Consider the following 24196-nt stretch of genomic DNA (forward strand, 5'->3'; position numbering starts at 1 on the left):
GAAATCCGCATCCGTCGCGCGCGGCATCTCGACTCTCGGACGCCCCGGACCGATATTGTCGGGCATGAGTCTGCCCCCCGGTTTCCTTGATGAACTCCGCACCCGCACCTCGCTTTCGCAGGTGGTCGGGCGCAAGGTCATGTGGGATCAACGGAAGTCCAATCAGGGCAAGGGCGACATGTGGGCGCCGTGCCCGTTCCATCAGGAAAAAAGCGCCAGCTTCCACGTCGATGACCGCAAGGGCTTTTACTATTGCTTCGGGTGTCACGCGAAGGGCGACGCCGTGACCTTCGTGCGCGAGACCGAGAACGTGGGGTTCATGGAAGCGGTCGAGATCCTTGCCCGCGAGGTTGGGATGCAGATGCCCGCCCGCGATCCGAAGGCGCAGGAGAAGGCCGACCGGCGCACCCAGCTGGCCGAGGTGATGGAGCAGGCGGTGCAGCACTATCGCCTGCAGCTGAACACCGGTGCCGCCGCCGAGGCGCGCGACTATCTTGCCGGGCGCGGGCTGCCGCCCGAGGCACAGGCGCGCTGGGACATCGGCTTTGCCGCGCCGGGTTGGCAGGGGTTGTGGGATCATCTGCGCGGCAAGGGCGTTCCCGAGGACCTGATCATGGCGGCGGGGCTGGCGAAGGCCTCGACCCGCGACAACGGGCGGCCCTATGACACCTTCCGCAACCGGATCATGTTCCCGATCCGCGACGCCCGTGGCCGCGCCATCGCGTTCGGCGGGCGGGCGATGGACCCCTCGGACAACGCCAAGTACCTGAACTCGCCCGAGACCGAGCTGTTCGACAAGGGCCGCAGCCTGTACAACCATGGCCCCGCGCGCGAGGCGGCGGGGAAGGGCGCACCACTGCTGGTCGCCGAGGGCTACATGGACGTGATCGCCCTGTCCGAGGCCGGGTTCGGCGCCACCGTGGCGCCCCTTGGCACCGCGATCACCGAGGATCAGTTGCAGCTTTTGTGGCGCATCGCGCCAGAGCCGATCATCGCGCTGGACGGCGACACCGCCGGTCTGCGCGCCGCGATGCGGCTGATCGACATGGTGCTGCCGCAGCTTGAGGCCGGGAAGTCGTTGCGCTTCGCGATCATGCCGGCGGGCAAGGACCCGGACGACGTGATCCGCGACGGCGGGGCAGGGGCGATGCACAAGGTGATCGACGCCGCGCAGCCCTTGGTCAACCTGCTGTGGCAGCGCGAGACCGAGGGCAAGATCTTCGACAGTCCCGAGCGCAAGGCGGCGCTGGACAAGTCGCTGCGCGAGGCGATCCGCAAGATCCCCGATCCATCGCTGAAGAAGCACTATGGCGACGAGATCAATCGACTGCGCTGGGAACTGTTTCGCGGCAACCGCGGCTCGGACCGCCCGGCCAATGATCGTGGCGCGCCGCGGCGGGGATTCGGGGAAGCCGGGCAAAGCGGATTCGGACGCGGCAACGGGCGCGGATTCGGTCGCGACTTCACCCCCGGCGCGACGCCGGGACTGCGCGCCTCGGTACTTGCGGCCGAGGGCACCGCGGTCGAGGATCAGGTCCGCGAGGCGGTGATTTTCGCCGTCCTTCTGACCCATCCCCACCTGCTGCCCGAGATCGCGGGCGAACTGGAAGGGCTGCATCCGGCCAATCCCGATCACGCGCGTTTGCAGATGGCGCTTTTGCGCCACGCCGGGGCGGAGCCTGCCGAACTGCGTGATCTGGTGGCGCAGGAAACCGGCGCCGAGACCCTTGAAAAGCTCTTCGCGCAAAGCCACATAGCCGTCATTCCGGCGGTGCGGCATCCCCATGACAGCGAGACAGCGTTGCTGTGTCTCGCCGAAGAATTCGCCAAGCTGGAAGCGCGTCGCGGAGCCGAACGGGAGATCAGCGAGGCGATGCAGGATATCGACCGGCTGGCCGATGAAGGTCTGACGTGGAGATTGAGCCAGGCCGCTCTAGCTAAGCAAAGAGCGGAGACCGGTTCGCAGGAGGACACGACGGAATACGACACCGCGCCGACGGGAGCGAAAATGAGCCGCGACGAACGCAGCGCTTTTGATGCGCTGATAGCCAAGATCGAGTTCAAGAAGCCCGGGCGAAAGTCGACCTGAGACGATTCGGTGACGAATCGGTAAAGGAAACAGGATAAATTGGCGCGAATCAGTGATTCGCCTTGTGTGATTCGGTAAACTGAAACGAATCACGCTGCCGCTTTTCGAAGGAGTGCCAATGGCCGCCAAAGATACGGACGACCGCAAGCAGGACGATCAAGAGCCGGAAGTGATGCTCGACATGAGCCAGGCTGCGGTCAAGAAGATGATCGCCGAGGCGCGTGAGAAGGGCTACATCACCTACGATCAGCTCAATCAGGTCTTGCCGCCCGACCAGGTTTCGTCCGAGCAGATCGAGGACGTGATGTCGATGCTGTCCGAAATGGGCATCAACATCATCGAAGCCGAAGAGACCGAGGAAGAAGAGAACAAGGGATCGACGGACATCGTCGAGACCTCGAACTCGCGCGAGGTCGCGGTTTCCCAGTCCGAGACGGAAAAGCTCGACCGTACCGACGACCCAGTGCGCATGTACCTGCGCGAGATGGGCTCGGTCGAACTGCTGAGCCGCGAGGGCGAGATCGCCATCGCCAAGCGGATCGAGGCGGGCCGGAACACGATGATCGCCGGGCTGTGCGAAAGCCCGCTGACCTTCCAGGCCATCACGATCTGGCGTGATGAACTTCTGTCCGAAGACATTCTCCTGCGGGACGTCATCGACCTTGAAACCACCTTCGGGCGGTCGATGGGCGAGGATGACGACGAACCCGTGGTCGAGAACCTGTCGGTGTCCGAAGCGCCGGCCGCGAAGAAGAAGGAAGAGGGCCAGCAGGAACTCGACGCCGACGGCAACCCGCTTCGCAGCGATGACGACGATGACGAGGACGATCAGGCCAACATGTCGCTGGCCGCGATGGAAGCCGCGCTGAAACCGCGCGTGCTGGAGACGCTGGACCGGATCGCCAACGACTATGTCCGTCTGTCCGAGATGCAGGACCTTCGCATGTCGGCCACGCTGAACGAGGACGGCTCGTTCAGTGCGTCGGCGGAAGGCGAGTATCAGCAACTGCGGTCCGAGATCGTGCTGCTGGTGAACGAGCTGCACCTTCATAACAACCGGATCGAGGCGCTGATCGACCAGCTTTACGGCATCAACCGCCGGATCATGTCGATCGACTCGTCCATGGTGAAGCTGGCCGACCAGGCCCGCATCAACCGCCGCGAGTTCATCGACGAATACAAAGGCTCTGAGCTTGACCCGACCTGGATGGAGCGGATGGGCGAAAAGTCCGGCCGCGGCTGGCAGGCGCTGATCGAACGTTCCGCCGACAAGGTGGACCAGCTTCGGTCCGACATGGCGCAGGTCGGTCAGTATGTCGGCGTCGACATCTCGGAATTCCGCCGCATCGTGGCGCAGGTCCAGAAGGGCGAGAAAGAAGCCCGGCAGGCCAAGAAGGAAATGGTCGAGGCGAACCTTCGCCTTGTGATCTCGATCGCCAAGAAATACACGAACCGCGGCCTGCAATTCCTTGATCTTATTCAGGAAGGCAACATCGGCCTGATGAAGGCCGTGGACAAGTTCGAGTATCGCCGGGGCTACAAGTTCTCGACCTACGCGACGTGGTGGATCCGCCAGGCAATCACCCGCTCGATCGCCGACCAAGCGCGGACGATCCGTATCCCGGTCCACATGATCGAGACGATCAACAAGCTGGTCCGCACCGGGCGCCAGATGCTGCACGAGATCGGCCGCGAGCCGACGCCGGAAGAACTGGCCGAGAAGTTGCAGATGCCGCTCGAGAAGGTCCGCAAGGTGATGAAGATCGCCAAAGAGCCGATCTCTCTCGAAACGCCGATCGGCGACGAGGAAGACAGCCAGCTTGGCGATTTCATCGAGGACAAGAACGCGATCCTGCCGCTGGACTCGGCCATTCAGGAAAACCTGAAAGAGACCACGACCCGGGTTCTCGCCTCGCTCACCCCGCGCGAAGAGCGCGTTCTGCGGATGCGGTTTGGCATCGGGATGAACACCGACCACACGCTGGAAGAGGTCGGCCAGCAGTTCTCGGTCACCCGCGAACGGATCCGGCAGATCGAAGCGAAGGCGCTGCGGAAGCTCAAGCATCCCAGCCGGTCGCGGAAACTTCGGTCGTTCCTGGATCAGTAACGCCACCATGTTTACGACAGCGCCCCCGGACACGGGGGCGTTTTTCGTTTGGGGGTTCGGGGAGATTGGGTGGGCAGATGGGGTGGAACCCCATCCTACAACGGAGGCGGCGCGTCGCGATGGGGTGGAACCCCATCCTACAACGGGGACGGCCCGTCGCGATGGGCTGGACCCCATCCTACTATGGAGATGGCCGTCGCGATGGGGTAGAACCCCATCCTACAAGGGCGATGACCCGTAGGATGGGGTTCCACCCCATCCGCCACCCAGGTAACGCTGCGCCGGTAGGATGGGGTTCCACCCCATCCACCACCCCGCCACCCCGGCGAGCCCCGTAGGATCGGGTTCCACCCCATCCCACCCAGCCCCCCATCGCTTGACCCCGCCCGCGGCCAAATGCGACAACCGTCCGGCAACAGGAGATCCCCCATGTCCCTTCTTTCCCGTCTGTTCGGTGGCGGCGGCGGCGCGTCGGCCCCGCAGGTCCAGCCCGAAGAGCACAACGGTTTCGCAATCTACCCCGAGCCGATCAAGGAAGGGCCGCGCTGGCGCGTGGCGGCGCGGATCGAGAAGGACGGCAAGGTCCACAAGCTGGTCCGCGCCGATACCATCGAGGATGAGCAGACCGCCCGAGACGTCTCGACCGCAAAGGCGCGGCAGATGATCGACGAGCAGGGCGAGCGCATCTTCACCTGACCCCGGCGCGATGACACCGGTCGCCGATCTGCCCGAGGGCCTGCGCGCCCGCATCGAAGGGCGCGACGTCATCGTGTTCGATGGTGAATGCGTCCTCTGTTCGGGCTTCTTCCGCTTCATGCTGGCGCGGGACCGCGAGAGGCGGTTTTCCTACGCCACGGCGCAGTCCGAACTCGGGCATGCGCTGTACACGGCGCTGGGCCTGCCGATTGACGACTTCGAGACCAACCTCGTGATCGTCGGCGGCTGCATCTACGGCAAGCTCGACGCCTTCGCAGCCGCGATGCGGGCGCTGCCGGGGCCGTGGCCGGTGCTGGGCGCGGTGCGGTGGCTGCCGAAACCGTTGAAAGACCCGGCCTACGGCGTCATTGCGCGCAACCGCTATCGGCTGTTCGGCCGCTACGACGCCTGCATGGTGCCGGATGCGGACCTGCGGGCGCGGTTCCTGCCCGGCGGTTTCGCCCTTGGCTGACCCCATCGCGCTGGCCTGCGCGGCGCGCGGCATCCCGCTGCCGCCGCCATTGGCCGCGTTTCATGCCGGAGGTGCGGCGTGGCGGGGCAGGGCGCATATCGAGCGCGGACGCCGCTTCCCGGTGCCGCTGCTGCTTGGATGGGGCGGCTTCCCGCCCGAGGCGGCAGAGGTGCCGGTCACCGTCGAGGTTCGCCTGACCGCCACCGGCGCGACGTGGGTCCGGCGCTTTGGCACCCACGTCACTCGGTCGGACCTGCGGTTCCTCCCCGAGCGCGCTCTCGTGTCCGAGCGGCTTGGTCCCTTCCGGCTGCTGATGGCGCCGGAGCCCGTCGCGGGCGGCTTTGCCCTGCGGATCGTGGGACTGTCGCTTTGGGGGCTGCCCGCCCCGCGCGCCCTGCATCCCAAAGCCGCGGTGCGGGAAGTCGCCGAGGGCGACATGCTGTCCTTCGACATCGGTGCGTCGCTGCCGCTTTTCGGGCCGCTGATCCGCTATCGCGGAACGCTGTCGCCTCAGTAGCTTGGCATCACGAAGATCTCGCGCACCGTGGCGCGCGGGTCCGCCTGCAGCGCATGCATCACCGAGCGGGCGACGTCGGACGGGTGCAGCTTGTCCGGCTTGGCCTCGGAGAAGAACGGCGTGTCGACCATCCCCGGCGCGATCACGGTACAGCGCCCGCCCCAGCCGCGCATGTCCTCGGCAAGGTTCCCGGCGAGCCCGTGGACGAACCACTTGGTCGCCCCGTAGATCGAGCCCGCGATATGGGTCCGCCCCGCCGCCGAGCCGGTCATCAGCAGATGTCCCTTGCTGTCCTTCAGGTGCGGATAGGCCGCGCGCGCGGTGTAAAGCACGCCCATGCAGTTGAGGTCGATCATCGCCTGCCATTCCGCCGGATCGCCCTCGAGAATGCCGGGCGTATCAAGCCCGGTCCCCGCGTTGGCGAAGGCCGCATCGACCGACCCGAACTGCTGCGCCAGTTGCGACAGCGCCGCCTCTTGCGCGCCAAGGTCCGAGGCATCGCCGACAAGCGGCAGGGCGGCGTCTCCGAGGTCTTCGGCCAGCGCCGAGATCTTGTCCTCGGACCGTGCGAACAGCCCCACGTTCCAGCCTGCGGCGACCGCGGCGCGGGCGGTCTCGGCCCCGATCCCGCTGGAGGCGCCGGTGATGAAAAGGGTCTTCGCTGTCATGTCGTCTCTCCCGTGTCTGTCGTCGCTGGGGGCTCTGCCCCCGGCCTGCGGCCTCCCCCGGGATATTTCCGGACCGAAGAAGCAGGAAGGGGAGAGAGGTAATGCGCGGGCGGCGCAAGAAAAGCGGCGTATTCCTGCGACCATGTCGCGAACGCCGCATCCGGCGGGCCGGGCGCGGCGTATCTGTCGGGCGAGGCGGCACAAGGCCGCCCGAGCAGGACAGGACATCATGAAGACACAGACCAGCCCCGCGCCGGAGAAACCGGTGGAAAACCGGCAGGCCGCGCGCAGTCTCGCCCGCTACATGTGAACCGGGACCTACAAGGCGACGCACCCGGACGCGGCAGAGGACGAGCTTCGGTCGGCATGGGACGCAGCCAAGGCGTCACAGATCAAGCTGGCCCGCGCGGCGCTGCGGCGGCTTGCCCGGACCGGCGCGATCACCGTCAACGCGCAGCCTGCGCCAGAGACGGGCTCCGCCTGAGGCGGGCAGAACGGACACGGCCCTCGCGTCAATCGCGGGGGCCGGTTGCCTTGCGGCCGGATCGGGCTGATGATCCGGCCAAGAGGATCGGGCGCGTGTATAGCAATTTCCGGATCGAGACCCGCGGCGCGGGCCTGTACGAGTTTACCCGCGAGGTGGCGGGGTGGCTGTCCAATGGCGGCGCCCGCGACGGCGTGCTGACGCTGTTCGTGCGTCACACCAGCTGTTCGCTGCTGGTGCAGGAAAACGCGGACCCCGATGTGAAGACCGACCTGCTTGCGTGGCTCAAGCGGCTGATCCCCGATGCCGACGATCCCTCGATGTCCTACCTGACGCATGTGCTGGAAGGCCCTGATGACATGCCGGCGCATCTGAAGGCGTCGGTTCTGCCGGTCAGCCTGCAGATCCCGGTGGTCGGCGGCCGCATGGTGCTGGGGACGTGGCAGGGGATCTACCTGTTCGAGCATCGCGCCCGACCGCACCGGCGCGAGGTGGCGGCGATGCTGGTGCCTGCCGCGGGATGAACGACGCAAGTTACAACGGGCGCTACGGCGGTGACGAGACGGCCTGCCGTTTCGTGTCGAACTTCGGCCTGCTGAAAAGCATCGCGGCGCGGGGTGTGCCGCGTCCCGGGCGATTCCCGAAGCTGCCCCGCGATATGCTGCGCCGCCATCGCCCGGGCGATTCGGTCTACGTGCAGCCAGAACTGCTGGACCGCTTCGTTGCGCGTGTGCTGCCGCGGATTGCCGGGCCGTTCACGCTGGTGACCGGAAACAGCACCAACGACATCCGCCCCGGACAGGTCCGCAAGGAGGTTCTGGAGGCCTTGCTGTACCATCCCGGCCTGCGCCACTGGCACGCCCAGAACCTTGCGATGACGCACCCGCGGCTGTCGGCGCTGCCGCTTGGCCTTGACTACCACACGCTGTCCATCGGGCGGAAACCCGGCTGGGGCCCGCCCGCGACGCCGGCGGTGCAAGAGGCGGAACTGGACGCGATCCGCCGTGCGGGCAAGCCGCTTTCGCAGCGCGAGGTCACCGGCTTCTCGAACTGGCATTTCGCCACCGGCAACACGGCGCGTGAGACGATGAGGGCGCGGCTCGATCCCGAAACGGTGCACTGGCAGCCCGCACCGATGCCGCGCGCAGAAAGCTGGCGCGCCTCGACCGGGCATTTCTTCACCCTGTCGCCGCGGGGGCGGGGCATGGACTGCCACCGCACGTGGGAGGCGCTGATCCTCGGCTCGGTTCCGGTGGTCGAGGATCTGCCGATCCGCACGCTGTTTGCCGACCTTCCGGTGGTGCGCGTCACCGACTGGACCGACCTGACGCCCGCGCGGCTTCAGGCCGAGCGCGAGCGCATCCTGCGCGGCCGCTTCGATTTCGCGCCGCTGTTTCTGGACACATGGCGCGCGCGCATCGCCGGAGAGCCGGTTTCAAGCCTGCGGATGACCTATCAGCAGTTCCTCGACACACCCCTGTCGCAGATGGCGGGCAGGGTGCAAGCAACCCAGCGGCAACACATGCCACGCTAAATCCGGTGGCCGGTTTCGGGGGCTACCCAACCTCTCGGTGCTCCCCTATAGTCGCTGTGGATAACCGGGGACTGGGATCAATGGAGAGGCCATGCGCTGTCCGTTTTGCGGAAATATCGACACTCAGGTGAAAGACTCGCGCCCGGCCGAGGACCATGTGGCGATCCGCCGGCGGCGGTTCTGTCCGGCCTGTGGTGGACGCTTCACGACCTATGAACGGGTGCAGCTGCGCGATCTTGTGGTGATCAAGTCGAACGGGCGCCGCGAGGATTTCGACCGCGACAAGCTGGAACGCTCTATCCGCATCTCGATGCAGAAACGCCCGGTGGAACCCGAGCGCATCGACCAGATGATCTCGGGCATCGTGCGGCGTCTGGAGTCGATGGGCGAGACGGACATCCCGTCCAAGACCATCGGCGAGATCGTGATGGAAAGCCTCGCCCGGATTGACACCGTGGCCTACGTCCGGTTCGCCAGCGTTTACAAGAACTTCCAGGCGGCGGACGACTTCGAGGACTTCGTCAGCGAACTGCGCCCGCACCTGCCGCCCGATGCGGTCTGACCGCCGCCCCACGGGACGGTGACCTTCCGATGAGCGACGACCTCCGGCACATGCGCCACGCGCTGTCGCTGGCGGCGCGGGGGCTGGGCAACGTCTGGCCCAACCCCGCTGTCGGCTGCGTGCTGGTGAAGGACGGCCGGGTGATCGCACGCGGCTGGACCCAGCCCGGCGGACGACCACATGCCGAGGCGATGGCGCTTGCCGCGGCGGGCGGGGCCGCGCGGGGCGCCACGGCCTACGTTACGCTGGAACCCTGCGCCCACCATGGCAAGACGCCGCCCTGCGCCGACGCGCTGATCGCGGCGGGGGTGGCCCGCGTCGTGGTCGCCTTGCAGGACCCGGACCCCCGCGTCGACGGCGGCGGCATCGCTCGGCTAAGAGCGGCAGGGATCGCGGTGACCACCGGGGTGATGTTCCCCGAGGCGCGGCGGCAGCAGGCGGGGTTTCTCAGCCGGATCCAGCGGGGCAGGCCGCACCTGACGTTGAAACTCGCCACCTCGCTTGATGGGCGCATTGCCACGGCGACCGGCGAGAGCCGCTGGATCACTGGCCCCGCTGCGCGGCGGCTGGTGCACGGGATGCGGCTGGACCACGACGCGGTGCTGGTGGGCGGCGGCACGGCGCGCGCCGACGACCCGGACCTGACGGTGCGCGACTTCGGCCCGGTGCGGCAGCCTGTACGCGTGGTCTGGTCGCGCCATCTTGACCTGCCGCTGGACGGACGGCTGGCCCGCACCGCGCGGGACGTACCGGTCTGGTTGTGCCACGGCGGCGACGCCAGCCCGGATCTGACCTCTGCGTGGGAAAGCCTTGGCGCGCGGCTGATCCCGCTGGACACCGGGCGCGCCCGGCAGATCGACCCGAAAACGGCGCTGGACGCACTGGGAGAGGCGGGCATCACCCGCGTGTTCTGCGAGGGCGGCGGCGCGCTTGCGGCCTCATTGCTCGCGGGCAACCTCGTGGACCGTCTCGTCACCTTTCAGGCCGGTCTCGCGCTGGGGGCCGAAGGGCGTCCGGCGCTGGGGGCGATGGGCGTCGACCGGCTTGGCGACGCGCCCCGGTTCACGCTGACCGAGACACGGCAGGTCGGCCCGGACGCGATGCACGTCTGGGACCGCGACGCCTGACGGGCTGCGCTGGCGCCGCCTTCTTTGGTCCAGAAATATCCCGGGGGTGAATGCGCCGCAGGCGCAGAGGGGGCAGCGCCCCCCGTGAGTCCCCTGTGACCCTCCGGTGAGTCGCCCGCGAAAGGCGGCTCAGAGCTGCTCTACCGCAACCCGGTCGGTGTAGAAGGCAAGGTGCCCGGCAATCGCTTCTAGCCCTTCTTTCGGCGTCTCATAGCTCCACGCCGCGTCCGGGATCGGGCCGCTTTTGGCCTGAATGGTGTAATAGACCGCGTCGCCCTTGTAGGGGCATGTGGACCGGGTCTCGGACGGTTCGAGGAAGGCCATCGCAAGGTCTTCGCGGGGGAAGTAGATCACCGCCGGATAGTCGCCCTCGGTCAGTTCAACCGCGTTGGTGGTTTCGCCCAGCACAGCGCCGCCGGCGCGCACCACCCACGTGCCCGGTGCCTTGCGGGTCTTGATGTGGCTTGTCATATCCGTCCGTCCCCTACGTCTTGTGTCCGGTGGGTTGTAGCACCCCTACCGTAACAACAACATCTCAAATCGCTTTGGTCGCCCGCGACAGCCAGTCGCCCGTCGTCTCGGACACGCGGTCCGCCAGACGCGCATGACATTCGGCGTGGTACGCGTTGAGCCACGCGCGTTCGTCGCGGTCCAGAAGCTCTGCATCGACCAGTGCAAGATCGATGGGCACGTATGTCAGCGTTTCGAAGTCCAGCATCGCCCGGTGCGCATCGCCGCCGGGCAGGGCGGGCGCGTTCTGCACCGCCACGAGGTTCTCGATCCGGATGCCGAACGCCCCTTCGCGGTAGTAGCCCGGCTCGTTCGACAGGATCATCCCGGGCTCCAGCGCGATGTCGGACACGCGGCTGATGCGGGCGGGGCCCTCGTGAACCGACAGGTATTGCCCGACGCCGTGGCCGGTGCCGTGGTCATAGTCCTGCCCGGCGCGCCACAGCGCGATGCGGGCCAGCGCGTCGAGATCATGGCCCGAACGTCCCTTGGGCCAGCGCGCCTGCGAGATCGCGATCATGCCTTTCAACACCCGCGTAAAGCAGGCGCGCTGCTCGTCGGTGGGTGTGCCGATGGCGATGGTGCGGGTGATGTCTGTGGTGCCGTCGAGATACTGGCCACCACTGTCGACCAGAAGCAACTCACCGGGGGCAAGCCGACGGTCGGTGTCCTCGGTGACGCGATAGTGGACGATGGCCCCGTTCGGGCCAGAACCGCAGATCGTATCAAAGCTGATCTCTTGCAGCGCGTTGGTCGCGCGGCGGAAGCCTTCGAGCGCCCGGACGACGTCGGTCTCGGTCACCTTGTGGCCGCTGTCCGAGGCAAGCTTCTGGCCCTCGGCGTCCACCCACGCAAGAAACTCGCACATCGCGGCGGCGTCGCGCAGGTGGGCGGCGCGGGCGGCGGTGAGTTCGGTGTCGTTCTTGCAGGCTTTGGGCAGGATGCAGGGGTCGTCGGCGTAAGAGATCGTGATATCCGCCGATTGCAGCGCCCGTGTCACGGCCAGCGGGGCGCTGGACTTGTCCACGCGGACCGGTCCGTCAAGCTGCGTCAGCACCGGCTCGAAGGCATCCCACGGCGCGATGTCGACGGCCTTGTCGGTGGCGAGGCCCCGGAACTTCGCCTCGTCCGAGAAGATCTGCACCTTGCCGTCGTCGTGCAGAATGGCGAAGGCCTGCACCACCGGGTTGCGCGGGATATCCGCGCCGCGCACGTTCAGCAGCCAGCAGATCGAGTCCGGCAGGGTCAGCACCGCCGCCTGCTGGTTCGCGTCGCGCAGGGCGGCGGCGAGGCGGCCGCGTTTCTCGGCGTCGGTTTCGCCAGCCATGTCGTCGGGATAGCGGGTCACCGGCTCGCAGGGACGGTCGGGACGGTCGTCCCAGATGCGGTCGACGAGGTTATCGCTTTCCACCAGCGTGATCCCGGTGCCTTTCAGGCGTTTCTCGACCGCTTCGATCTCGCCCAGCGTATGCAGCCACGGGTCGAAACCGACCTTGCCGCCGTCGGGCAGGGCCTCGGCCAGCCAGTCGCCCAGCTTGGTCTCGGGCCAGTCGACGGGGGTGTAGTCCGAGGCGACCTGCGCCTTCACCTGCACCCGGTAGCGGCCGTCGACGAAGACACCCGCACGGTCGGCGAGCGCGACACAGAAGCCGGCCGAACCGGTGAAGCCGGTCAGCCACTCCAGCCGCTTGTCACAGTCGGCGACGTATTCGCCCTGATGCTGGTCGGCGAGCGGGACGATGAACCCGTCAAGCTTCTCCGCCTTGATCTCGCGCCGCAGCGCGGCCAGCCGGGGCGGGCCCTGTTCGGGGGAACTGGTGCTGTCGAAAGTCTGGAACATGGGGGCTCCTGTCGTTTGCGGCGAGACTGCCCAATCGTCGCGGAAGATGCCAGAGGGACGGATGCGGGCGCGTCAGACGGCGCGCCCGGGCCCGCAAAGGGGCTGGGTCGAAGCAGGCGAAAGGCGCGGGGCTCAGGACGCCTTGCGGATGCCCATAATGCGCGCGCGGGCGCGCGGGTCGCTGTCGAACAGGCTTGCCAGTTGCTCGGTCATAGCGCCGGCCAGTTGTTCCACGTCCGTGATCGTCACCGCGCGGTCGTAGTAGCGCGTCACGTCGTGGCCGATGCCGATGGCCAGCAGCTCCACCTGTTTGCGCTTTTCGACCATCGCGATCACGTCGCGCAGGTGCTTTTCGAGGTAGTTGGCGGGGTTCACCGAAAGGGTCGAGTCATCCACCGGCGCGCCGTCCGAGATCACCATAAGGATCTTCCGCGCCTCGGGGCGGTAGGCGACCCTGCGGTGCGCCCATTCCAGCGCTTCGCCGTCGATGTTCTCTTTCAGCAAACCTTCCTTCATCATCAGACCAAGGTTGTCGCGCGACCGGCGCCACGGCGCGTCGGCGGACTTGTAGATGATGTGGCGCAGGTCGTTCAGACGGCCCGGTCCCTGTTCGCGCCCGGCGTTCAGCCAGTCTTCGCGGCTCAGGCCGCCTTTCCACGCGCGGGTGGTGAAGCCGAGGATTTCGACTTTCACGTCGCAGCGTTCCAGCGTGCGCGCCAGCACGTCGGCGCAGATCGCGGCGATCGAGATCGGACGCCCACGCATCGAGCCGGAGTTGTCCAGCAGCAGCGTCACCACGGTGTCGCGGAACTCGGTGTCTTTCTCGGTCTTGAACGACAGGGGCGTGGTCGGGTTGGCGACGACGCGCGCCAGCCGTCCGGCGTCCAGCGTGCCTTCCTCGAGGTCGAACTCCCAGCTGCGGTTCTGCTGCGCCTGAAGCCGCCGTTGCAGCTTGTTGGCCAGACGCGACACGGCGCCCTTCAGCGGTTCAAGCTGCTGGTCCAGATAGGCGCGCAGGCGTTCAAGCTCTTGCGGTTCGGCCAGTTCCTCGGCGCGGATTTCCTCGTCATGGGCCGTGGTGAAGACCTTGTAGCCCGGATCGGCCTCGGAGTGGGGCGGGGGCGGCGGAGGTTCGAGGGGCATGTCGCCCTCGGGCATCTCCGTCTCTTCCGACATCTCCATGTCGTCGATCTCGTCGGTGGACACCTGCGCTTCGGCGGCGTCCATCTGTTCTTCCTGGCTTTGCTCCGGCGCGGCCTCGCTGTCATCCTCGGACTGGTCGTCTTCCGAGCCGGTGGAATCGGGTTCTTCTTCCTGCTCGTCCGAGCTTGCCTGATCCTCGTCGTCTTCCGAGATGTCGTCGGGGTCGTCGCCCAGCTGGTCGCCGTAGCCCAGATCCTCGATGATCTTGCGCGAGAACTTGGCGAAGGCGGCCTGATCCTTCAACGTTTCGTCAAGGTTGCCCAGCGTATCCGCCGCGTGCTCTTCGATGAAGTCGCGCCACAGGTTCATCACGTTGGCGGCGGCGGCGGGGACCGGGCGGCCCGTCGCGAGGTGGCGGATCAGGTAACCGGCGGCGGCAGCCAGCGGCGCCTCGGACGCCTGCGTGATAGAGCCATAGCCGCGTCGTTCCGCCTCGTTCGCGATCTTGGCGTCGATGTTCGACGCGGTGCCGGGCATGGTCATCGCGCCCACCGCTTCGCAGCGGGCGGTTTCCATCGCCTCGTACAGGTCGCGGGCCATCTGGCCCTGCGGGGAATAGCGGTTGTGTGTCTTCGCGTTGTGATGCTTCAGCTTCAGCGCATAGGCGTCGGCGGTGCCGCGGGCCAGCAGCACCTCTTGCTTGGTCATCCGCCGGCTGATCTGCGGCAGCCGGACAGAGTCGTTGCCCAGCCCCGGCGGGTCGACCGAATAGGTAACCGCAAGCTCGGGGTCGTCCGCAAGAACGCGGGTCGCCTCTGCCAGTGCCTTCTTGAAGGGATCTGCCGGGTTGTCGTTGGGCTTCTTCATGCCCGATACATCGGCCCGATGCGGCCCGAACGCAAGGCGGAATCAGCCTTCGAGCATCAGCTGGTCGCAGCGGGCGATATGGTCCGCAGCGCTTGCCGCCGCACTCGCGCGGCGCCCGGGATCGGTGCCGAAGGTCGCGACCAGCAGCAAAGCCGCCTGCGCGGCTTTCGCCTCGATCCGCCAAGCCAGAACGGTGCGGCCCGTGTCGGGCGCGCGCACGGCGTCCAGCATCGCGGCGAAAGAGTTGCGCCGCCGCTCGGCCCGGTTGTCGCCGGTCTCTCCGATCAGCCAGTGATGTTCCATCAGGGCGGAATAGCGGCCTGTGCAGTTGGCGAATTGGCGTGGCAGGTCCACCGCGTCGAGGGCGCGGGCCTCGGGAGGGGACAGTGTCAGCAGGAGCAGCACTGTCCACAGGGTGACCTGTGTTTTCATTCCGCTCATTATCTAGACCTTACCCCAAAAATCTTGCCGATCAATTGGGCAATACTGGGGCCGGATCTTGCCGGCCCGGGGCGTGTCTAGCAGTCGCGGCTTTCGGCGGCGTTAAGGCGTGGCCCGGCGTTGGGGCGGGCAACCTGTGCGGCGCAACGAAAAAGCCCGGGCGCAGGGCCCGGGCTTGGTGTCTGGCATGTCCGCCGGATCAGGCGATCGCGACCGACGCGGCGCTTTCGGGCAGTTCCTCGTCAAAGCAGCGCTGGTAGAACTCGGCCACCGTTTCACGCTCTAGCTCGTCGCACTTGTTGAGGAAGGTCACGCGGAAGGCATAGCCGATGTCGCGGAAAATCTCGGAGTTCTGCGCCCAGTTGATGACGGTCCGCGGCGACATGACCGTGGACAACTCGCCATTCATGAAGGCGGTCCGGGTGAGATCGGCGACCGAGACCATCTGGCTGATCTCGCGGCGGCCCTTCTCGTTGTTGTAATGCGGGTTCTTCGCCAGCACGATCGCCGCCTCGGCATCGTGGCTGAGATAGTTCAGCGTGGCGACCAGCGACCAGCGGTCCATCTGGGCCTGGTTGATCTGCTGAACGCCGTGATACAGGCCCGTCGTGTCACCCAGACCCACGGTATTCGCGGTGCCGAACAGGCGGAAATACGGGTGGGGCGTGATCACTTCGTTCTGGTCCAGAAGCGTCAGCTTGCCGTCATGCTCCAGCACCCGCTGGATCACGAACATGACGTCGGCGCGGCCCGCGTCGTATTCGTCGAACACGATGGCTGTCGGGTTGCGCAGCGCCCACGGCAGGATGCCTTCCTGAAACACGGTGACCTGCTTGCCGTCCTTCAGCTTGATCGCATCCTTGCCGATCAGGTCGATCCGGCTGATGTGGCTGTCGAGGTTCACACGCACGCAGGGCCAGTTCAGGCGCGCGGCGACCTGTTCGATGTGGGTCGATTTGCCGGTGCCGTGATAGCCCTGGATGATCAGGCGGCGGTTGCGCCCGAAGGCGGCAAGGATTGCCAACGTGGTGTCGCGGTCGAACTTGTAGGTGCTGTCGACATCCGGCACGCGGTCCGAACGGTCAGCGAAGCCCTTGATCTTCATCTCTGATTCAATGCCGAAGACGTCGCGAACGTCGAGCTCTTCGGTCGGTTTCGCCGTCACATCCAGGTTTCCGTCCGCCATTTCGACCTCTGCTTCAGGGAATTCGTTCCATGCGGCGCCGCGGCGCGGCGCCCACGGGCCTTCATGTAAGATTATCGGGATGAGGTCAACGCCACCCGCCGTCCGTCGCCGTATGCCGCCGTCCGGGCGCTACAGCCGATGGGGCGGGGCCACCTTTGGTCACGGTTTCGCGAGGTGGCGGAGCGGATCGGCGCCGCGTCCCGTGTCTGCCAGCACTATAACAGAGAAAAGGAGCAGACCATGAACCGCAGGGAATTCGTTCTGTCCGCCGCCGGCACCATTGCGCTTCTGCGCGCAGGCGCAAGCCGCGCCGCGACCGATGCGCGCTATGTCACGGTGCGCCGGTCCGAGGCCGAATGGCGCGCCATGCTGAGCGATGCCGAATACGACGTGCTGCGCGACGAAGGCACCGAGCGGGCTTTCACCAGCCCCCTGAACGACGAGACGCGCGCGGGCACGTTCCACTGCAAGGGCTGCAAGCTGCCGGTCTATCCCTCTGAGACAAAGTACAAAAGCGGCACCGGCTGGCCCAGCTTCTGGGCGCCCATCGAGGACGCGGTGCGCACCAAGCCCGATCGCAAGCTGTTCATCACCCGGACCGAGGTTCACTGCCGCCGATGCGGCTCGCACCTTGGGCACATCTTCGACGACGGCCCGAAGCCCACCGGCAAGCGGCATTGTCTGAACGGCATCGCGCTGACCTTCACCCCGGCCTGAGCCGTCCTATGGCGCCAGGAACGGCCCGACGACCGGGTAAAGCTCCAGCGCCGCCTGAACGTGCATGTGCGGCGGGATATAGGCGCGGTGGTTGGTGATCGTGTAGGTCTCGGACCGCTTGATCGACGTGTACTCGCCGGTGAACCGGTTCAGCAGGCGCCGGTCCATGCCTTCCTTGCCGACCACGGCGACGGTCGCCTCGCACAGCGTCTGAAGCTCGGCGAAGACCTTCTGCGTCACGAGATGCGGATGCGTGCCCACCAGACGCTCGGGCGTCCAGTCGTCCGAGGTGACATCGGCGATCGGCGGGTTCGGCCCGAGGTACAACAGCACCTTCGGCACGGTGATCGCCGCGCAGAGCGCACGATACTGCGCGACGTAGTTGTCCAGCGTCTCTGCCACGAGGTCCGCGAACTCCTGCTTCGACACCGCGCCCGCGATGCGAAGAAGCGCATGGTGGCCGAGACAATCCTCGCTTCGCCCGTCCGGGTAGGTCAGCCGCACCGAGGCGCGGCCGTTCAGCGAGGTCATGTACCGGTTCTGCATCGACGAGCGCGCCGACATCACCTGTATCACGCAGACCGAACTGCGGTTCACAAGGTCGATCAGCTCTGGCCGGGTGGCGTACAGACCCGGCCCCGCGCCGCCGTTCGCAAGGTTCATCACACGGGCCGACAGCATCTCTCCCAACAGGTTGGGGAAGGGATGGTTCACGAACGTCCCGAACACCTGCGCCGCGCCGAGGAACGAGATGGCAGGGGCCTTGCCGTCGATGGCGACCGGCGGGCCGCGCAGGGGAAAGTCGATCCCGGGCAGGGTCCACAGGCCATAGTCGGCGATGTGGCTGCTTTCCATCTGGTACTGCATCGACATCGGCCGGCTTCCTTACAGGTGGGATTTGTCGAAATCCGCGATCTCGTTGTAGTTCGAAACGATATCCGGGATCGCCCATGTGTTCTGCTTGCGGATCGGAAGCTGCATCGGGAAGGCGGGCATCGGAAGCCCGGTCACCTGCGCGATACGTTCCGCGCAGAGCTTCGGATCGGCGGCGATGTCCTCGTAGCTGACCTCGTGCAGATCGGCGTTCCGGAACCGTTCGCGGAAGCGCTGCACATAGGCCTGCCGTTCGCTGATGAAGGTGGCAACTTCGGTTGGGTCCAGCCGGACCTCGGGTCGCGCGGGCGGACCGTCGACATGGCTGGGCTGGAACCATGTCCCGCTGTCCTCGGCCAGCTTGCGCGACACCAGCGTGTCGAGGATACGGCGGCGGACAAGGTGGATGATCCGCGCCTCGTCGATCAGCCTGTCCCAGATCGGGCTGCCTGGCCTTGCGTGGTAATAGAAGATCTTCACCGCCAGCGGACGCGATCCGGCGGCCTTACGCAGCATTTGCCACAGAGCGACCGGATCGTCCTGCCCCAGCGTCACCAGCCGGGACCGCGGCAGGCCGGTCAGTTCGGCGAGTTCCGGAAGGTTGTCGCCGCCCTTGCGGAACACCTCGCGCAGAACCACACCGTCCGGCGCCATCTTCTGGAAAACGCTCAGGAAATAGTTGGTGCCGGAACGTGCGCTGGACAGCACGACCAATGGCTTTGTCATTCTCCGACCCCGGATACCGCGTTCACATTCCCTATCGGGCGGGCGGTGCACCTGTCAATTTCCGCTCGCGCCGCGCGGGCGCCCCGGTCCGGTTTCCGCGCATGACGCAGGGTCGGCGGGCAGGGGCGCGAACGACAAGGGGCGCACCCATGGCGCGCCCCCGAAATCGTGTAAGGATGCGGCCTTACTGGAAGTTCCGGCTGTCCTTGATCTGGTCCCAGGCCCAGACGACTTCCTGCAGCTGTTCCTCGTGCCCGCGGTCGCCGCCGTTCATGTCGGGATGCAGTACCTTGATCAGCGCCTTGTAGGCCTTGCGGATCTCGGCCTTCTGCCAATGGTCCTTGGCTTCGAGAATATCCAGCGCGCGCCGTTCGGTGGGGGGCAGCTTGCGGGTGCCGGTGACCGATTTGCCGGGGTTGCGCGTGGCGTTCTCGCCCAGCACCTGATGCGGGTCGTCGATGCCCAGCCGCGCCCAGGCGCGCTGTTCCTCGCCCGGTTTCAACGGCTTGGTCTCGCGGCCCCAGACGCGGTCGCTGTCGATCTGCTCCTGAAATTCCTCTTCGGTCGTGCCGTTGAAGAAGTTCCATTTCAGATTGTACTCGCGGACGTGGTCCTTGCAGAACCACAGGTACTCGTCGAGGTGATCGGGCGACCGTGGAGCGCGGTACTGGCCCTGTTCGCGGCAGCCGGGATGTTCGCATTCCCGCTGCGACGTCTCGAACGCGCCGGACATGCCGCGTTTGCCACGATTGCGCTTCTTCTTGTCAGAGGTGACGCGGATGTCAAAACCGAACGGATCTGGATTCGCCATTTGGGCTCGCCTTTGCTACTCGGACACGGAAGTCTAATGGTTTTGCCGCCGGATTGAAGGGGGCAGGTGGGAAAAAATGAAACTGGTAACGATCATAGAGCAGAAGCTGTCGGAAACTTTTGCACCCGAGACGCTAACTGTTGAGGATGAAAGCGAAAAACACCGTGGCCACGCCGGGTACCGGGAAGGCGGCGACAGTCATTTCCGCGTGTGGATCAAGGCGCCGGCCTTCGAACCCATGACCCGACTGCAACGCCATCGCGCGGTGCACGAGGCGCTGGGGCCGGATGTCATGGGACGTCTGCACGCGCTGGCCCTTCACATAGAGGCCTAACCCCGCCGCGCCACCCCGGGGGATGTTTCTGCCGGGGGATCCGCGGGCTCTGGATGGCTGGCGGCGCCAAGGCGCGGCGTGACGCCCTCGGGCGAGCGGGCGCTGATCTGCGGCTCGTCCTGACCGTCGCCGCGGTGGTGGAACGGCGCGCGCGAGAACGACAGTTCGCCATCGGGAGTCCGCATCGGCTCGGCTGAGAGTGTCGGGGTCGGGGTCGGCGCGGGTGCCGGGGCTTCGGCCCGCGGCGCGGGGGCCGGCTCGGCGTGCGGCGGCGTGCGGACCGGGGCAGGGGCCGTCATCGGCGCGGGCTGGTCGACGTGGACCGACGCGATGGCATCCGCCGCGCGCATCGCCGTGTCCAGTTCGCGCCGGAACACCAGCAGGTTCTGGAACGTCGTGGTGCGGCCCGTCAGGCCCGAGCGTTCCTCGCAGGGCAGGGTATCGGTGCGCTGGTATTCCCAGCCGTCGGCGCCGTACTGGTTCATCAGGCTGGCGAGTTCGTGGGCAAAGCGGGCTTCGGTTCCCTTGACCCCTTTTACCTTCCCGGCCTTCTTCGGCGCGGGCACGACCTTGTATTCATAACGCGGCATCTGGGACCCCTCGGATTCGACGCCGAGGGACATTAGCAAACGGGTCGGGCCAGGGAAAGCGGCGGGCGGGCGTGAGCGGTCACAACCCGCGGAAATCGGCCGTTGGGGGGGCACGGTGCGCATGAATGCGCACCGTACGGGGGAATGAATTTCGCGGTGCGCACAAGTGCGCAGCCTACGGGGTGTGAAATATGTGGTGCGCACAAGTGCGCACCCTACGGGGTGTGAATTATGCGGTGCGCATAAGTGTGCACCCTACGGGTGCCGGCGTAGGGTGCGCGTTCATGCGCACCGAACGAAAATGTACCGCGAGCCGGGTAGGGTGCGCATTCATGCGCACCACAAACCCCAACCACATTGCCGCAACGTCGGGTGCGCACTCACGCGCACCACAAACCCCGTCACAAACCCAGTTTCGCCGAGACCAGCTCGTTCACCGCCTTCGGGTTCGCCTTGCCGCCGGTGGCTTTCATCACCTGGCCCACGAACCAGCCGGCGAGCTTGGGGTTGGCCTTGGCCTTTTCCACCTGGTCGGGGTTGGCGGCGATCACCTCGTCCACCGCGGCCTCGATGGCGCCGGTGTCGGTGACCTGTTTCATGCCACGCTCTTCCACGATCAGCGACGGGTCGCCGCCCTCGGTATAGACGATCTCGAACAGGTCTTTCGCGATCTTGCCCGAAATGTCGCCCTTCTGGATCAGCGAGATGATCCCGCCCAGCTGCGCCGGGCTCATCGGGCTGTCACCGATGTCCTTGTCGTCTTTCTTGAGACGACCGAACAGTTCGTTGATCACCCAGTTCGCGGCTAGCTTGCCGTCGGACGCCGCCGCGACCTCTTCGAAGAAGGATGCGTTCTCGACCTCGGCCGTCAGCACCGAGGCGTCGTATTCCGTCATCCCGTAATCCGCGACAAAGCGGGCCTTCTTCTGATCCGGCAATTCCGGCAGCGAGGCGGCGATGTCGTCGACCCAGGCTTGCTCGATCTCAAGCGGCAGCAGGTCGGGGCACGGGAAGTAGCGGTAATCGTGCGCCTCTTCCTTGGACCGCATCGAGCGGGTCTCGCCCTTGTCGGGGTCGTACAGCCGCGTTTCCTGATCGATCTCGCCACCCGCTTCCAGGATCTGGATCTGGCGGCGCGCTTCGTACTCGATGGCCTGCTGGATGAAGCGCATCGAGTTCATATTCTTGATCTCGCAGCGGGTGCCCAGATGCGAGAAGTCCTGCGTCTCCTGGTACTTCTCGTAATCGCCCGGACGGCAGACCGACACGTTCACGTCGGCGCGCAGGTTTCCGTTCTGCATGTTGCCGTCGCAGGTGCCAAGATAGCGCAGGATCTGGCGCAGCTTGCCGACATAGGCCGCCGCTTCCTCGGGGCCGCGGATGTCGGGGCGGCTGACGATTTCCATCAGCGCGACGCCGGTACGGTTCAGGTCGACGAAGGTGAAATGCGGGTCCATGTCGTGGATCGACTTGCCCGCGTCCTGCTCCAGGTGGATGCGTTCGATGCGGACCTTGCGCGCGCCGCCGGGGCCCATGTCGACCAGCACTTCGCCTTCGCCCACGATGGGGTGGTACAGCTGGCTGATCTGGTAGCCCTGCGGCAGGTCGGGGTAGAAATAGTTCTTCCGGTCGAAGGCGGACTTCAGATTGATGTCGGCCTTCAGCCCCAGCCCGGTGCGCACCGCCTGCGCGACACAGAACTCGTTGATCACCGGCAGCATCCCCGGCATCGCCGCGTCCACGAAGGCGACGTTCGAGTTCGGCTCGGACCCGAACTGCGTCGAAGCGCCCGAAAACAGTTTGGACTTGGAGGCGACCTGGGCGTGCACCTCGAGGCCGATCACGAGTTCCCAGTCGTGCTTGGCGCCCTGGATGACCTTCGGTTTCGGGGCTTCATAGGTGAGGTCGAGCATGTGTGCGGTCCTGCTGCAAGATCGGCGCTTGTTCTAGGGGAGCGGGCGCGGCGGGGCAAGGGGATGGCGCATGGCGTCCGGCGGGCCGGATCGTCACGCCCGTGCGGCGGGCGATCCGATCACGATCGTGTCAATTTCGGGGCGGCGCGCGCATCGACTCGGCCCCGTGTGGCGTCGATTTTGCGTTTGCCGGCGAGGGCCGCGAACCGCGCGCTCCGCGTCGGCGACAACTTGCCCTTTACCCATGGTAATAGTGTTTCGGATCAGGGGGTTACTTCGCGGAAACCTGTCCGGTCCACCGTGGATACTTAACATCATGTCATTGATTTCCCTTGTTTATCAAGGATCAGGCATTTCACACGGTTTGCAACGGCCCTGTAGTATGGCGTGAGCATTGTTAATGCCGAGGCCGCCAGTTCGTTAAAATTTACCCGGTATATTAGGTGTTTAACGGCATTGCTTTTGGGCATTGTGTTCTTTGGGTGAACAGTGCCTGAATTCTGCCACTTTGCGGTTGCCAGCCGAGGTTCGATCCTACATTCCTCGAAGTTACAGGTTTGAGACGGAGACAGTGACAATGAAGAAATTGCTCTCGGCAATCGCCCTCGTCCTGACGGCAGGTACGGCGCAAGCCGTTACGGTGGACTTTGAAGGCATCGCGGCTGAAAACGGCCATACGCACTATAGCAACGATTTTCTGCACACCGGCACGTTCCGCTTTTTCGTGCCCGAAGGATATGTGATCGACTCGGGTTTCGCCGAGCCGCGCCCCTATGCGTCCAAGAACGGCAGCGACTGGCTGATGAGCCTGAGCAACGAACCGCTGCTTCTGCACTCGGCGTCGCCGTTCTCGATCGAGAGCCTCGACGCGGGTTCGAACAGCGACCTGTCGACGCTGGTGCGCGTGGTGGGCTACCTGGCGAACGGGGACCACTTCAAAAAGGTGTTCTGGGCGCAGCCCGGTTTCTCGACGTTCCAGCTGGGTTGGACCGGCCTGTCGAGCGTGTTCATCTACACCAAGTTCGGCAACGCCAGCTTCGACAACTTCGTGCTGAATGAGCCGGGCGTGCAGGGCGGGCAGTACGCCGAAGCCGCCGCCATCTCGGCCGTGCCGCTTCCGGCTGCAATGCCGCTGCTGATCGGCGGGCTGGCCGCGATGGGCTTCGTCGCCCGCCGCCGCAAGCGCAAGGCCGACTGACGCGCCGCAACAGTCGACAGACCATGGATACGAGGGCCGCGCGAAATGCGCGGCCTTTATCGTTTGGATCGGGGCCTAGGCCGCGTCGGGCTGCGTCGGAGGCGCCGCCTTGCGGAACGCGTCCAGCGTGTCGAGGGCCGTGAAGATCCGTTCGATCGTCGGATAGGCCGAGGTGTTCACCTTGAACCGCTTGTTGTTCCACATCTGGGCATACAGGCAGCAATCAGCGAGCCCCGGCGTCTCGCCATGGCAGTAGGTGCCGGTGTCCGGACTTTCGGCAAGCAGGGTCTCCAGCGGCGCGAACGTCGCGTGGACCCAGTGGTTGAACCATGCGGTCTTTCCCTGATCGTCGGCATCGAATTCCGAGGTCAGATACTGAAGGACCCGCAGGTTGTTCAGCGGGTGCACCTCGCAGGCGATCATGTAGGACAGGGCGCGCACGCGAGCGCGGCCTTTGGCGTCGGCGGGCAGAAGCGGGGGCTCGGGATGCTCTTCCTCGAGGTATTCGATGATCGCCAGCGATTGCGACAGGGCGGTTCCGTCCTCTAGCTCCAGCACCGGCACAAGGCCCGCGGGGCTTTTCGACAGGAACTCGGGGGTTTGCGTTTCGCGCTTGAGAAGCGCATACGCCTTGTAGTCGTAGTCCAGGCCCTTGAGATTCAGCGCCGCGCGCAGGCGGGTCGAGGTCGAGGACCGGAAATAGTTGTGTAATGTAAGCATGTGGGGAGCCTCCGATCGGCGCACTCTTGCGCGGGCCGGAGCGGAAGGCAACAGCACCGGCATCCCCCGGC

The 24196-nt window shown here is 65.9% G+C and carries 24 protein-coding genes; 12 read left to right on the forward strand and 12 right to left on the reverse strand.

Going from position 1 to position 24196, the window contains the following annotated elements:
- The first annotated feature begins 64 nt into the window (after window positions 1-64).
- From dnaG to ACP156_RS17325, 5 genes are all read left to right on the forward strand, one after another.
- Window positions 65-2089 (forward strand): DNA primase, encoded by a 2025-nt coding sequence (gene dnaG / locus ACP156_RS17305; RefSeq protein ID WP_425052610.1) that lies wholly within the window; start codon window positions 65-67, stop codon window positions 2087-2089.
- A 118-nt stretch (window positions 2090-2207) separates the two neighbouring features.
- Entirely contained in the window at window positions 2208-4196 is a 1989-nt protein-coding gene (gene rpoD / locus ACP156_RS17310) for an RNA polymerase sigma factor RpoD (RefSeq protein WP_425052611.1), read from the forward strand.
- A 429-nt stretch (window positions 4197-4625) separates the two neighbouring features.
- Complete coding sequence (locus tag ACP156_RS17315; protein ID WP_425052612.1) at window positions 4626-4892, forward strand: HlyU family transcriptional regulator; 267 nt, start codon at window positions 4626-4628, stop codon at window positions 4890-4892.
- 10 nt (window positions 4893-4902) lie between these two features.
- A complete protein-coding gene (locus ACP156_RS17320; RefSeq protein ID WP_425052613.1) occupies window positions 4903-5364 on the forward strand; it encodes a thiol-disulfide oxidoreductase DCC family protein in 462 nt (153 codons plus the stop codon).
- Window positions 5357-5881 (forward strand): DUF4166 domain-containing protein, encoded by a 525-nt coding sequence (locus ACP156_RS17325; protein ID WP_425052614.1) that lies wholly within the window; start codon window positions 5357-5359, stop codon window positions 5879-5881. Before ACP156_RS17320 ends, ACP156_RS17325 begins: the two co-directional genes overlap by 8 nt.
- Here the strand turns inward: ACP156_RS17325 and ACP156_RS17330 are convergent.
- Window positions 5875-6549 carry an SDR family oxidoreductase gene (locus tag ACP156_RS17330; RefSeq protein WP_425052615.1) on the reverse strand — a complete coding sequence of 225 codons (675 nt, stop codon included), beginning with the start codon at window positions 6547-6549 and terminating at the stop codon, window positions 5875-5877. The two genes, ACP156_RS17325 and ACP156_RS17330, sit on opposite strands and share 7 nt — an antisense overlap.
- Before the next feature lie 579 nt (window positions 6550-7128).
- On the opposite strand from ACP156_RS17330, the gene ACP156_RS17335 reads away from it, so the two are divergent.
- The 4 genes from ACP156_RS17335 to ribD all read left to right on the forward strand — a co-directional run bounded on the left by ACP156_RS17335 (window position 7129) and on the right by ribD (window position 10256).
- A complete protein-coding gene (locus tag ACP156_RS17335; RefSeq protein ID WP_425052616.1) occupies window positions 7129-7557 on the forward strand; it encodes a secondary thiamine-phosphate synthase enzyme YjbQ in 429 nt (142 codons plus the stop codon).
- Window positions 7554-8567, forward strand: a complete 1014-nt coding sequence (locus ACP156_RS17340; RefSeq protein WP_425052617.1) for a hypothetical protein — start codon at window positions 7554-7556, stop codon at window positions 8565-8567. The genes ACP156_RS17335 and ACP156_RS17340 overlap by 4 nt, the downstream gene beginning before the upstream one ends.
- Before the next feature lie 91 nt (window positions 8568-8658).
- Window positions 8659-9129 carry a transcriptional regulator NrdR gene (gene nrdR / locus ACP156_RS17345; protein ID WP_275634876.1) on the forward strand — a complete coding sequence of 157 codons (471 nt, stop codon included), beginning with the start codon at window positions 8659-8661 and terminating at the stop codon, window positions 9127-9129.
- A gap of 29 nt (window positions 9130-9158) precedes the next feature.
- Window positions 9159-10256 carry a bifunctional diaminohydroxyphosphoribosylaminopyrimidine deaminase/5-amino-6-(5-phosphoribosylamino)uracil reductase RibD gene (ribD, locus tag ACP156_RS17350; protein ID WP_425052618.1) on the forward strand — a complete coding sequence of 366 codons (1098 nt, stop codon included), beginning with the start codon at window positions 9159-9161 and terminating at the stop codon, window positions 10254-10256.
- Between the two features lie 129 nt (window positions 10257-10385).
- Here ribD and ACP156_RS17355 read toward each other — a convergent pair whose 3' ends face one another.
- The 5 genes from ACP156_RS17355 to cobS form a co-directional block, all read right to left on the reverse strand.
- Window positions 10386-10727, reverse strand: a complete 342-nt coding sequence (locus ACP156_RS17355) for a DUF427 domain-containing protein (RefSeq protein WP_425052619.1) — start codon at window positions 10725-10727, stop codon at window positions 10386-10388.
- A 64-nt stretch (window positions 10728-10791) separates the two neighbouring features.
- Window positions 10792-12606 (reverse strand): aminopeptidase P family protein, encoded by a 1815-nt coding sequence (locus ACP156_RS17360; RefSeq protein WP_425052620.1) that lies wholly within the window; start codon window positions 12604-12606, stop codon window positions 10792-10794.
- Between the two features lie 132 nt (window positions 12607-12738).
- Window positions 12739-14616: a cobaltochelatase subunit CobT gene (gene cobT / locus ACP156_RS17365; RefSeq protein WP_425052621.1), complete on the reverse strand. Its 1878-nt coding sequence runs from the start codon at window positions 14614-14616 to the stop codon at window positions 12739-12741.
- Window positions 14617-14658: 42 nt separating this feature from the next.
- Complete coding sequence (locus ACP156_RS17370; RefSeq protein ID WP_425052622.1) at window positions 14659-15057, reverse strand: hypothetical protein; 399 nt, start codon at window positions 15055-15057, stop codon at window positions 14659-14661.
- Window positions 15058-15256: 199 nt separating this feature from the next.
- Window positions 15257-16243, reverse strand: coding sequence for a cobaltochelatase subunit CobS (gene cobS, locus ACP156_RS17375; protein WP_425052623.1), 987 nt, complete (start codon window positions 16241-16243; stop codon window positions 15257-15259).
- A 240-nt stretch (window positions 16244-16483) separates the two neighbouring features.
- Here cobS and msrB point away from each other — a divergent pair, with 240 nt between their 5' ends.
- Window positions 16484-16960 carry a peptide-methionine (R)-S-oxide reductase MsrB gene (gene msrB / locus ACP156_RS17380; RefSeq protein WP_425052624.1) on the forward strand — a complete coding sequence of 159 codons (477 nt, stop codon included), beginning with the start codon at window positions 16484-16486 and terminating at the stop codon, window positions 16958-16960.
- A gap of 6 nt (window positions 16961-16966) precedes the next feature.
- On the opposite strand, the gene ACP156_RS17385 is transcribed toward msrB, so the two are convergent.
- The 3 genes from ACP156_RS17385 to ACP156_RS17395 form a co-directional block, all read right to left on the reverse strand.
- On the reverse strand, window positions 16967-17833 hold the full coding sequence (locus tag ACP156_RS17385; RefSeq protein ID WP_425052625.1) for a DUF6473 family protein: 867 nt from the start codon (window positions 17831-17833) through the stop codon (window positions 16967-16969).
- 12 nt (window positions 17834-17845) lie between these two features.
- Window positions 17846-18559: a sulfotransferase gene (locus ACP156_RS17390; protein WP_425052626.1), complete on the reverse strand. Its 714-nt coding sequence runs from the start codon at window positions 18557-18559 to the stop codon at window positions 17846-17848.
- A gap of 184 nt (window positions 18560-18743) precedes the next feature.
- Window positions 18744-19370: a DnaJ domain-containing protein gene (locus ACP156_RS17395; RefSeq protein ID WP_425052627.1), complete on the reverse strand. Its 627-nt coding sequence runs from the start codon at window positions 19368-19370 to the stop codon at window positions 18744-18746.
- 76 nt (window positions 19371-19446) lie between these two features.
- On the opposite strand from ACP156_RS17395, the gene ACP156_RS17400 reads away from it, so the two are divergent.
- On the forward strand, window positions 19447-19704 hold the full coding sequence (locus tag ACP156_RS17400; protein ID WP_425052628.1) for a BolA family protein: 258 nt from the start codon (window positions 19447-19449) through the stop codon (window positions 19702-19704).
- Here ACP156_RS17400 and ACP156_RS17405 read toward each other — a convergent pair.
- Together ACP156_RS17405 and gatB are read right to left on the reverse strand one after the other, a co-directional pair.
- A complete protein-coding gene (locus ACP156_RS17405) occupies window positions 19701-20294 on the reverse strand; it encodes a DUF4177 domain-containing protein (RefSeq protein WP_425052629.1) in 594 nt (197 codons plus the stop codon). The two genes, ACP156_RS17400 and ACP156_RS17405, sit on opposite strands and share 4 nt — an antisense overlap.
- A gap of 401 nt (window positions 20295-20695) precedes the next feature.
- Window positions 20696-22207 carry an Asp-tRNA(Asn)/Glu-tRNA(Gln) amidotransferase subunit GatB gene (gene gatB, locus ACP156_RS17410; RefSeq protein ID WP_425052630.1) on the reverse strand — a complete coding sequence of 504 codons (1512 nt, stop codon included), beginning with the start codon at window positions 22205-22207 and terminating at the stop codon, window positions 20696-20698.
- A gap of 577 nt (window positions 22208-22784) precedes the next feature.
- On the opposite strand from gatB, the gene ACP156_RS17415 reads away from it, so the two are divergent.
- Window positions 22785-23405 (forward strand): VPLPA-CTERM sorting domain-containing protein, encoded by a 621-nt coding sequence (locus tag ACP156_RS17415; RefSeq protein WP_425052631.1) that lies wholly within the window; start codon window positions 22785-22787, stop codon window positions 23403-23405.
- 75 nt (window positions 23406-23480) lie between these two features.
- Here ACP156_RS17415 and maiA read toward each other — a convergent pair whose 3' ends face one another.
- Complete coding sequence (maiA, locus tag ACP156_RS17420) at window positions 23481-24125, reverse strand: maleylacetoacetate isomerase (RefSeq protein WP_425052632.1); 645 nt, start codon at window positions 24123-24125, stop codon at window positions 23481-23483.
- Between the last annotated feature and the right edge of the window lie 71 nt (window positions 24126-24196).

The sequence above is a fragment of the Psychromarinibacter sp. S121 genome (assembly GCF_049801035.1).
GTDB lineage: Bacteria > Pseudomonadota > Alphaproteobacteria > Rhodobacterales > Rhodobacteraceae > Psychromarinibacter.

Bases quoted from the DNA above. Each gene is read 5' to 3' on its own strand.
- dnaG (WP_425052610.1), top strand. From the start codon at position 65: ATGAGTCTGCCCCCCGGTTTCCTTGATGAACTCCGCACCCGCACCTCG.
- rpoD (WP_425052611.1), top strand. From the start codon at position 2,208: ATGGCCGCCAAAGATACGGACGACCGCAAGCAGGACGATCAAGAGCCG.
- ACP156_RS17315 (WP_425052612.1), top strand. From the start codon at position 4,626: ATGTCCCTTCTTTCCCGTCTGTTCGGTGGCGGCGGCGGCGCGTCGGCC.
- ACP156_RS17320 (WP_425052613.1), top strand. From the start codon at position 4,903: ATGACACCGGTCGCCGATCTGCCCGAGGGCCTGCGCGCCCGCATCGAA.
- ACP156_RS17330 (WP_425052615.1), bottom strand. From the start codon at position 6,549: ATGACAGCGAAGACCCTTTTCATCACCGGCGCCTCCAGCGGGATCGGG.
- ACP156_RS17340 (WP_425052617.1), top strand. From the start codon at position 7,554: ATGAACGACGCAAGTTACAACGGGCGCTACGGCGGTGACGAGACGGCC.
- nrdR (WP_275634876.1), top strand. From the start codon at position 8,659: ATGCGCTGTCCGTTTTGCGGAAATATCGACACTCAGGTGAAAGACTCG.
- ribD (WP_425052618.1), top strand. From the start codon at position 9,159: ATGAGCGACGACCTCCGGCACATGCGCCACGCGCTGTCGCTGGCGGCG.
- ACP156_RS17355 (WP_425052619.1), bottom strand. From the start codon at position 10,727: ATGACAAGCCACATCAAGACCCGCAAGGCACCGGGCACGTGGGTGGTG.
- ACP156_RS17360 (WP_425052620.1), bottom strand. From the start codon at position 12,606: ATGTTCCAGACTTTCGACAGCACCAGTTCCCCCGAACAGGGCCCGCCC.
- cobT (WP_425052621.1), bottom strand. From the start codon at position 14,616: ATGAAGAAGCCCAACGACAACCCGGCAGATCCCTTCAAGAAGGCACTG.
- ACP156_RS17370 (WP_425052622.1), bottom strand. From the start codon at position 15,057: ATGAGCGGAATGAAAACACAGGTCACCCTGTGGACAGTGCTGCTCCTG.
- cobS (WP_425052623.1), bottom strand. From the start codon at position 16,243: ATGGCGGACGGAAACCTGGATGTGACGGCGAAACCGACCGAAGAGCTC.
- msrB (WP_425052624.1), top strand. From the start codon at position 16,484: ATGAACCGCAGGGAATTCGTTCTGTCCGCCGCCGGCACCATTGCGCTT.
- ACP156_RS17385 (WP_425052625.1), bottom strand. From the start codon at position 17,833: ATGTCGATGCAGTACCAGATGGAAAGCAGCCACATCGCCGACTATGGC.
- ACP156_RS17390 (WP_425052626.1), bottom strand. From the start codon at position 18,559: ATGACAAAGCCATTGGTCGTGCTGTCCAGCGCACGTTCCGGCACCAAC.
- ACP156_RS17395 (WP_425052627.1), bottom strand. From the start codon at position 19,370: ATGGCGAATCCAGATCCGTTCGGTTTTGACATCCGCGTCACCTCTGAC.
- ACP156_RS17400 (WP_425052628.1), top strand. From the start codon at position 19,447: ATGAAACTGGTAACGATCATAGAGCAGAAGCTGTCGGAAACTTTTGCA.
- ACP156_RS17405 (WP_425052629.1), bottom strand. From the start codon at position 20,294: ATGCCGCGTTATGAATACAAGGTCGTGCCCGCGCCGAAGAAGGCCGGG.
- gatB (WP_425052630.1), bottom strand. From the start codon at position 22,207: ATGCTCGACCTCACCTATGAAGCCCCGAAACCGAAGGTCATCCAGGGC.
- ACP156_RS17415 (WP_425052631.1), top strand. From the start codon at position 22,785: ATGAAGAAATTGCTCTCGGCAATCGCCCTCGTCCTGACGGCAGGTACG.
- maiA (WP_425052632.1), bottom strand. From the start codon at position 24,125: ATGCTTACATTACACAACTATTTCCGGTCCTCGACCTCGACCCGCCTG.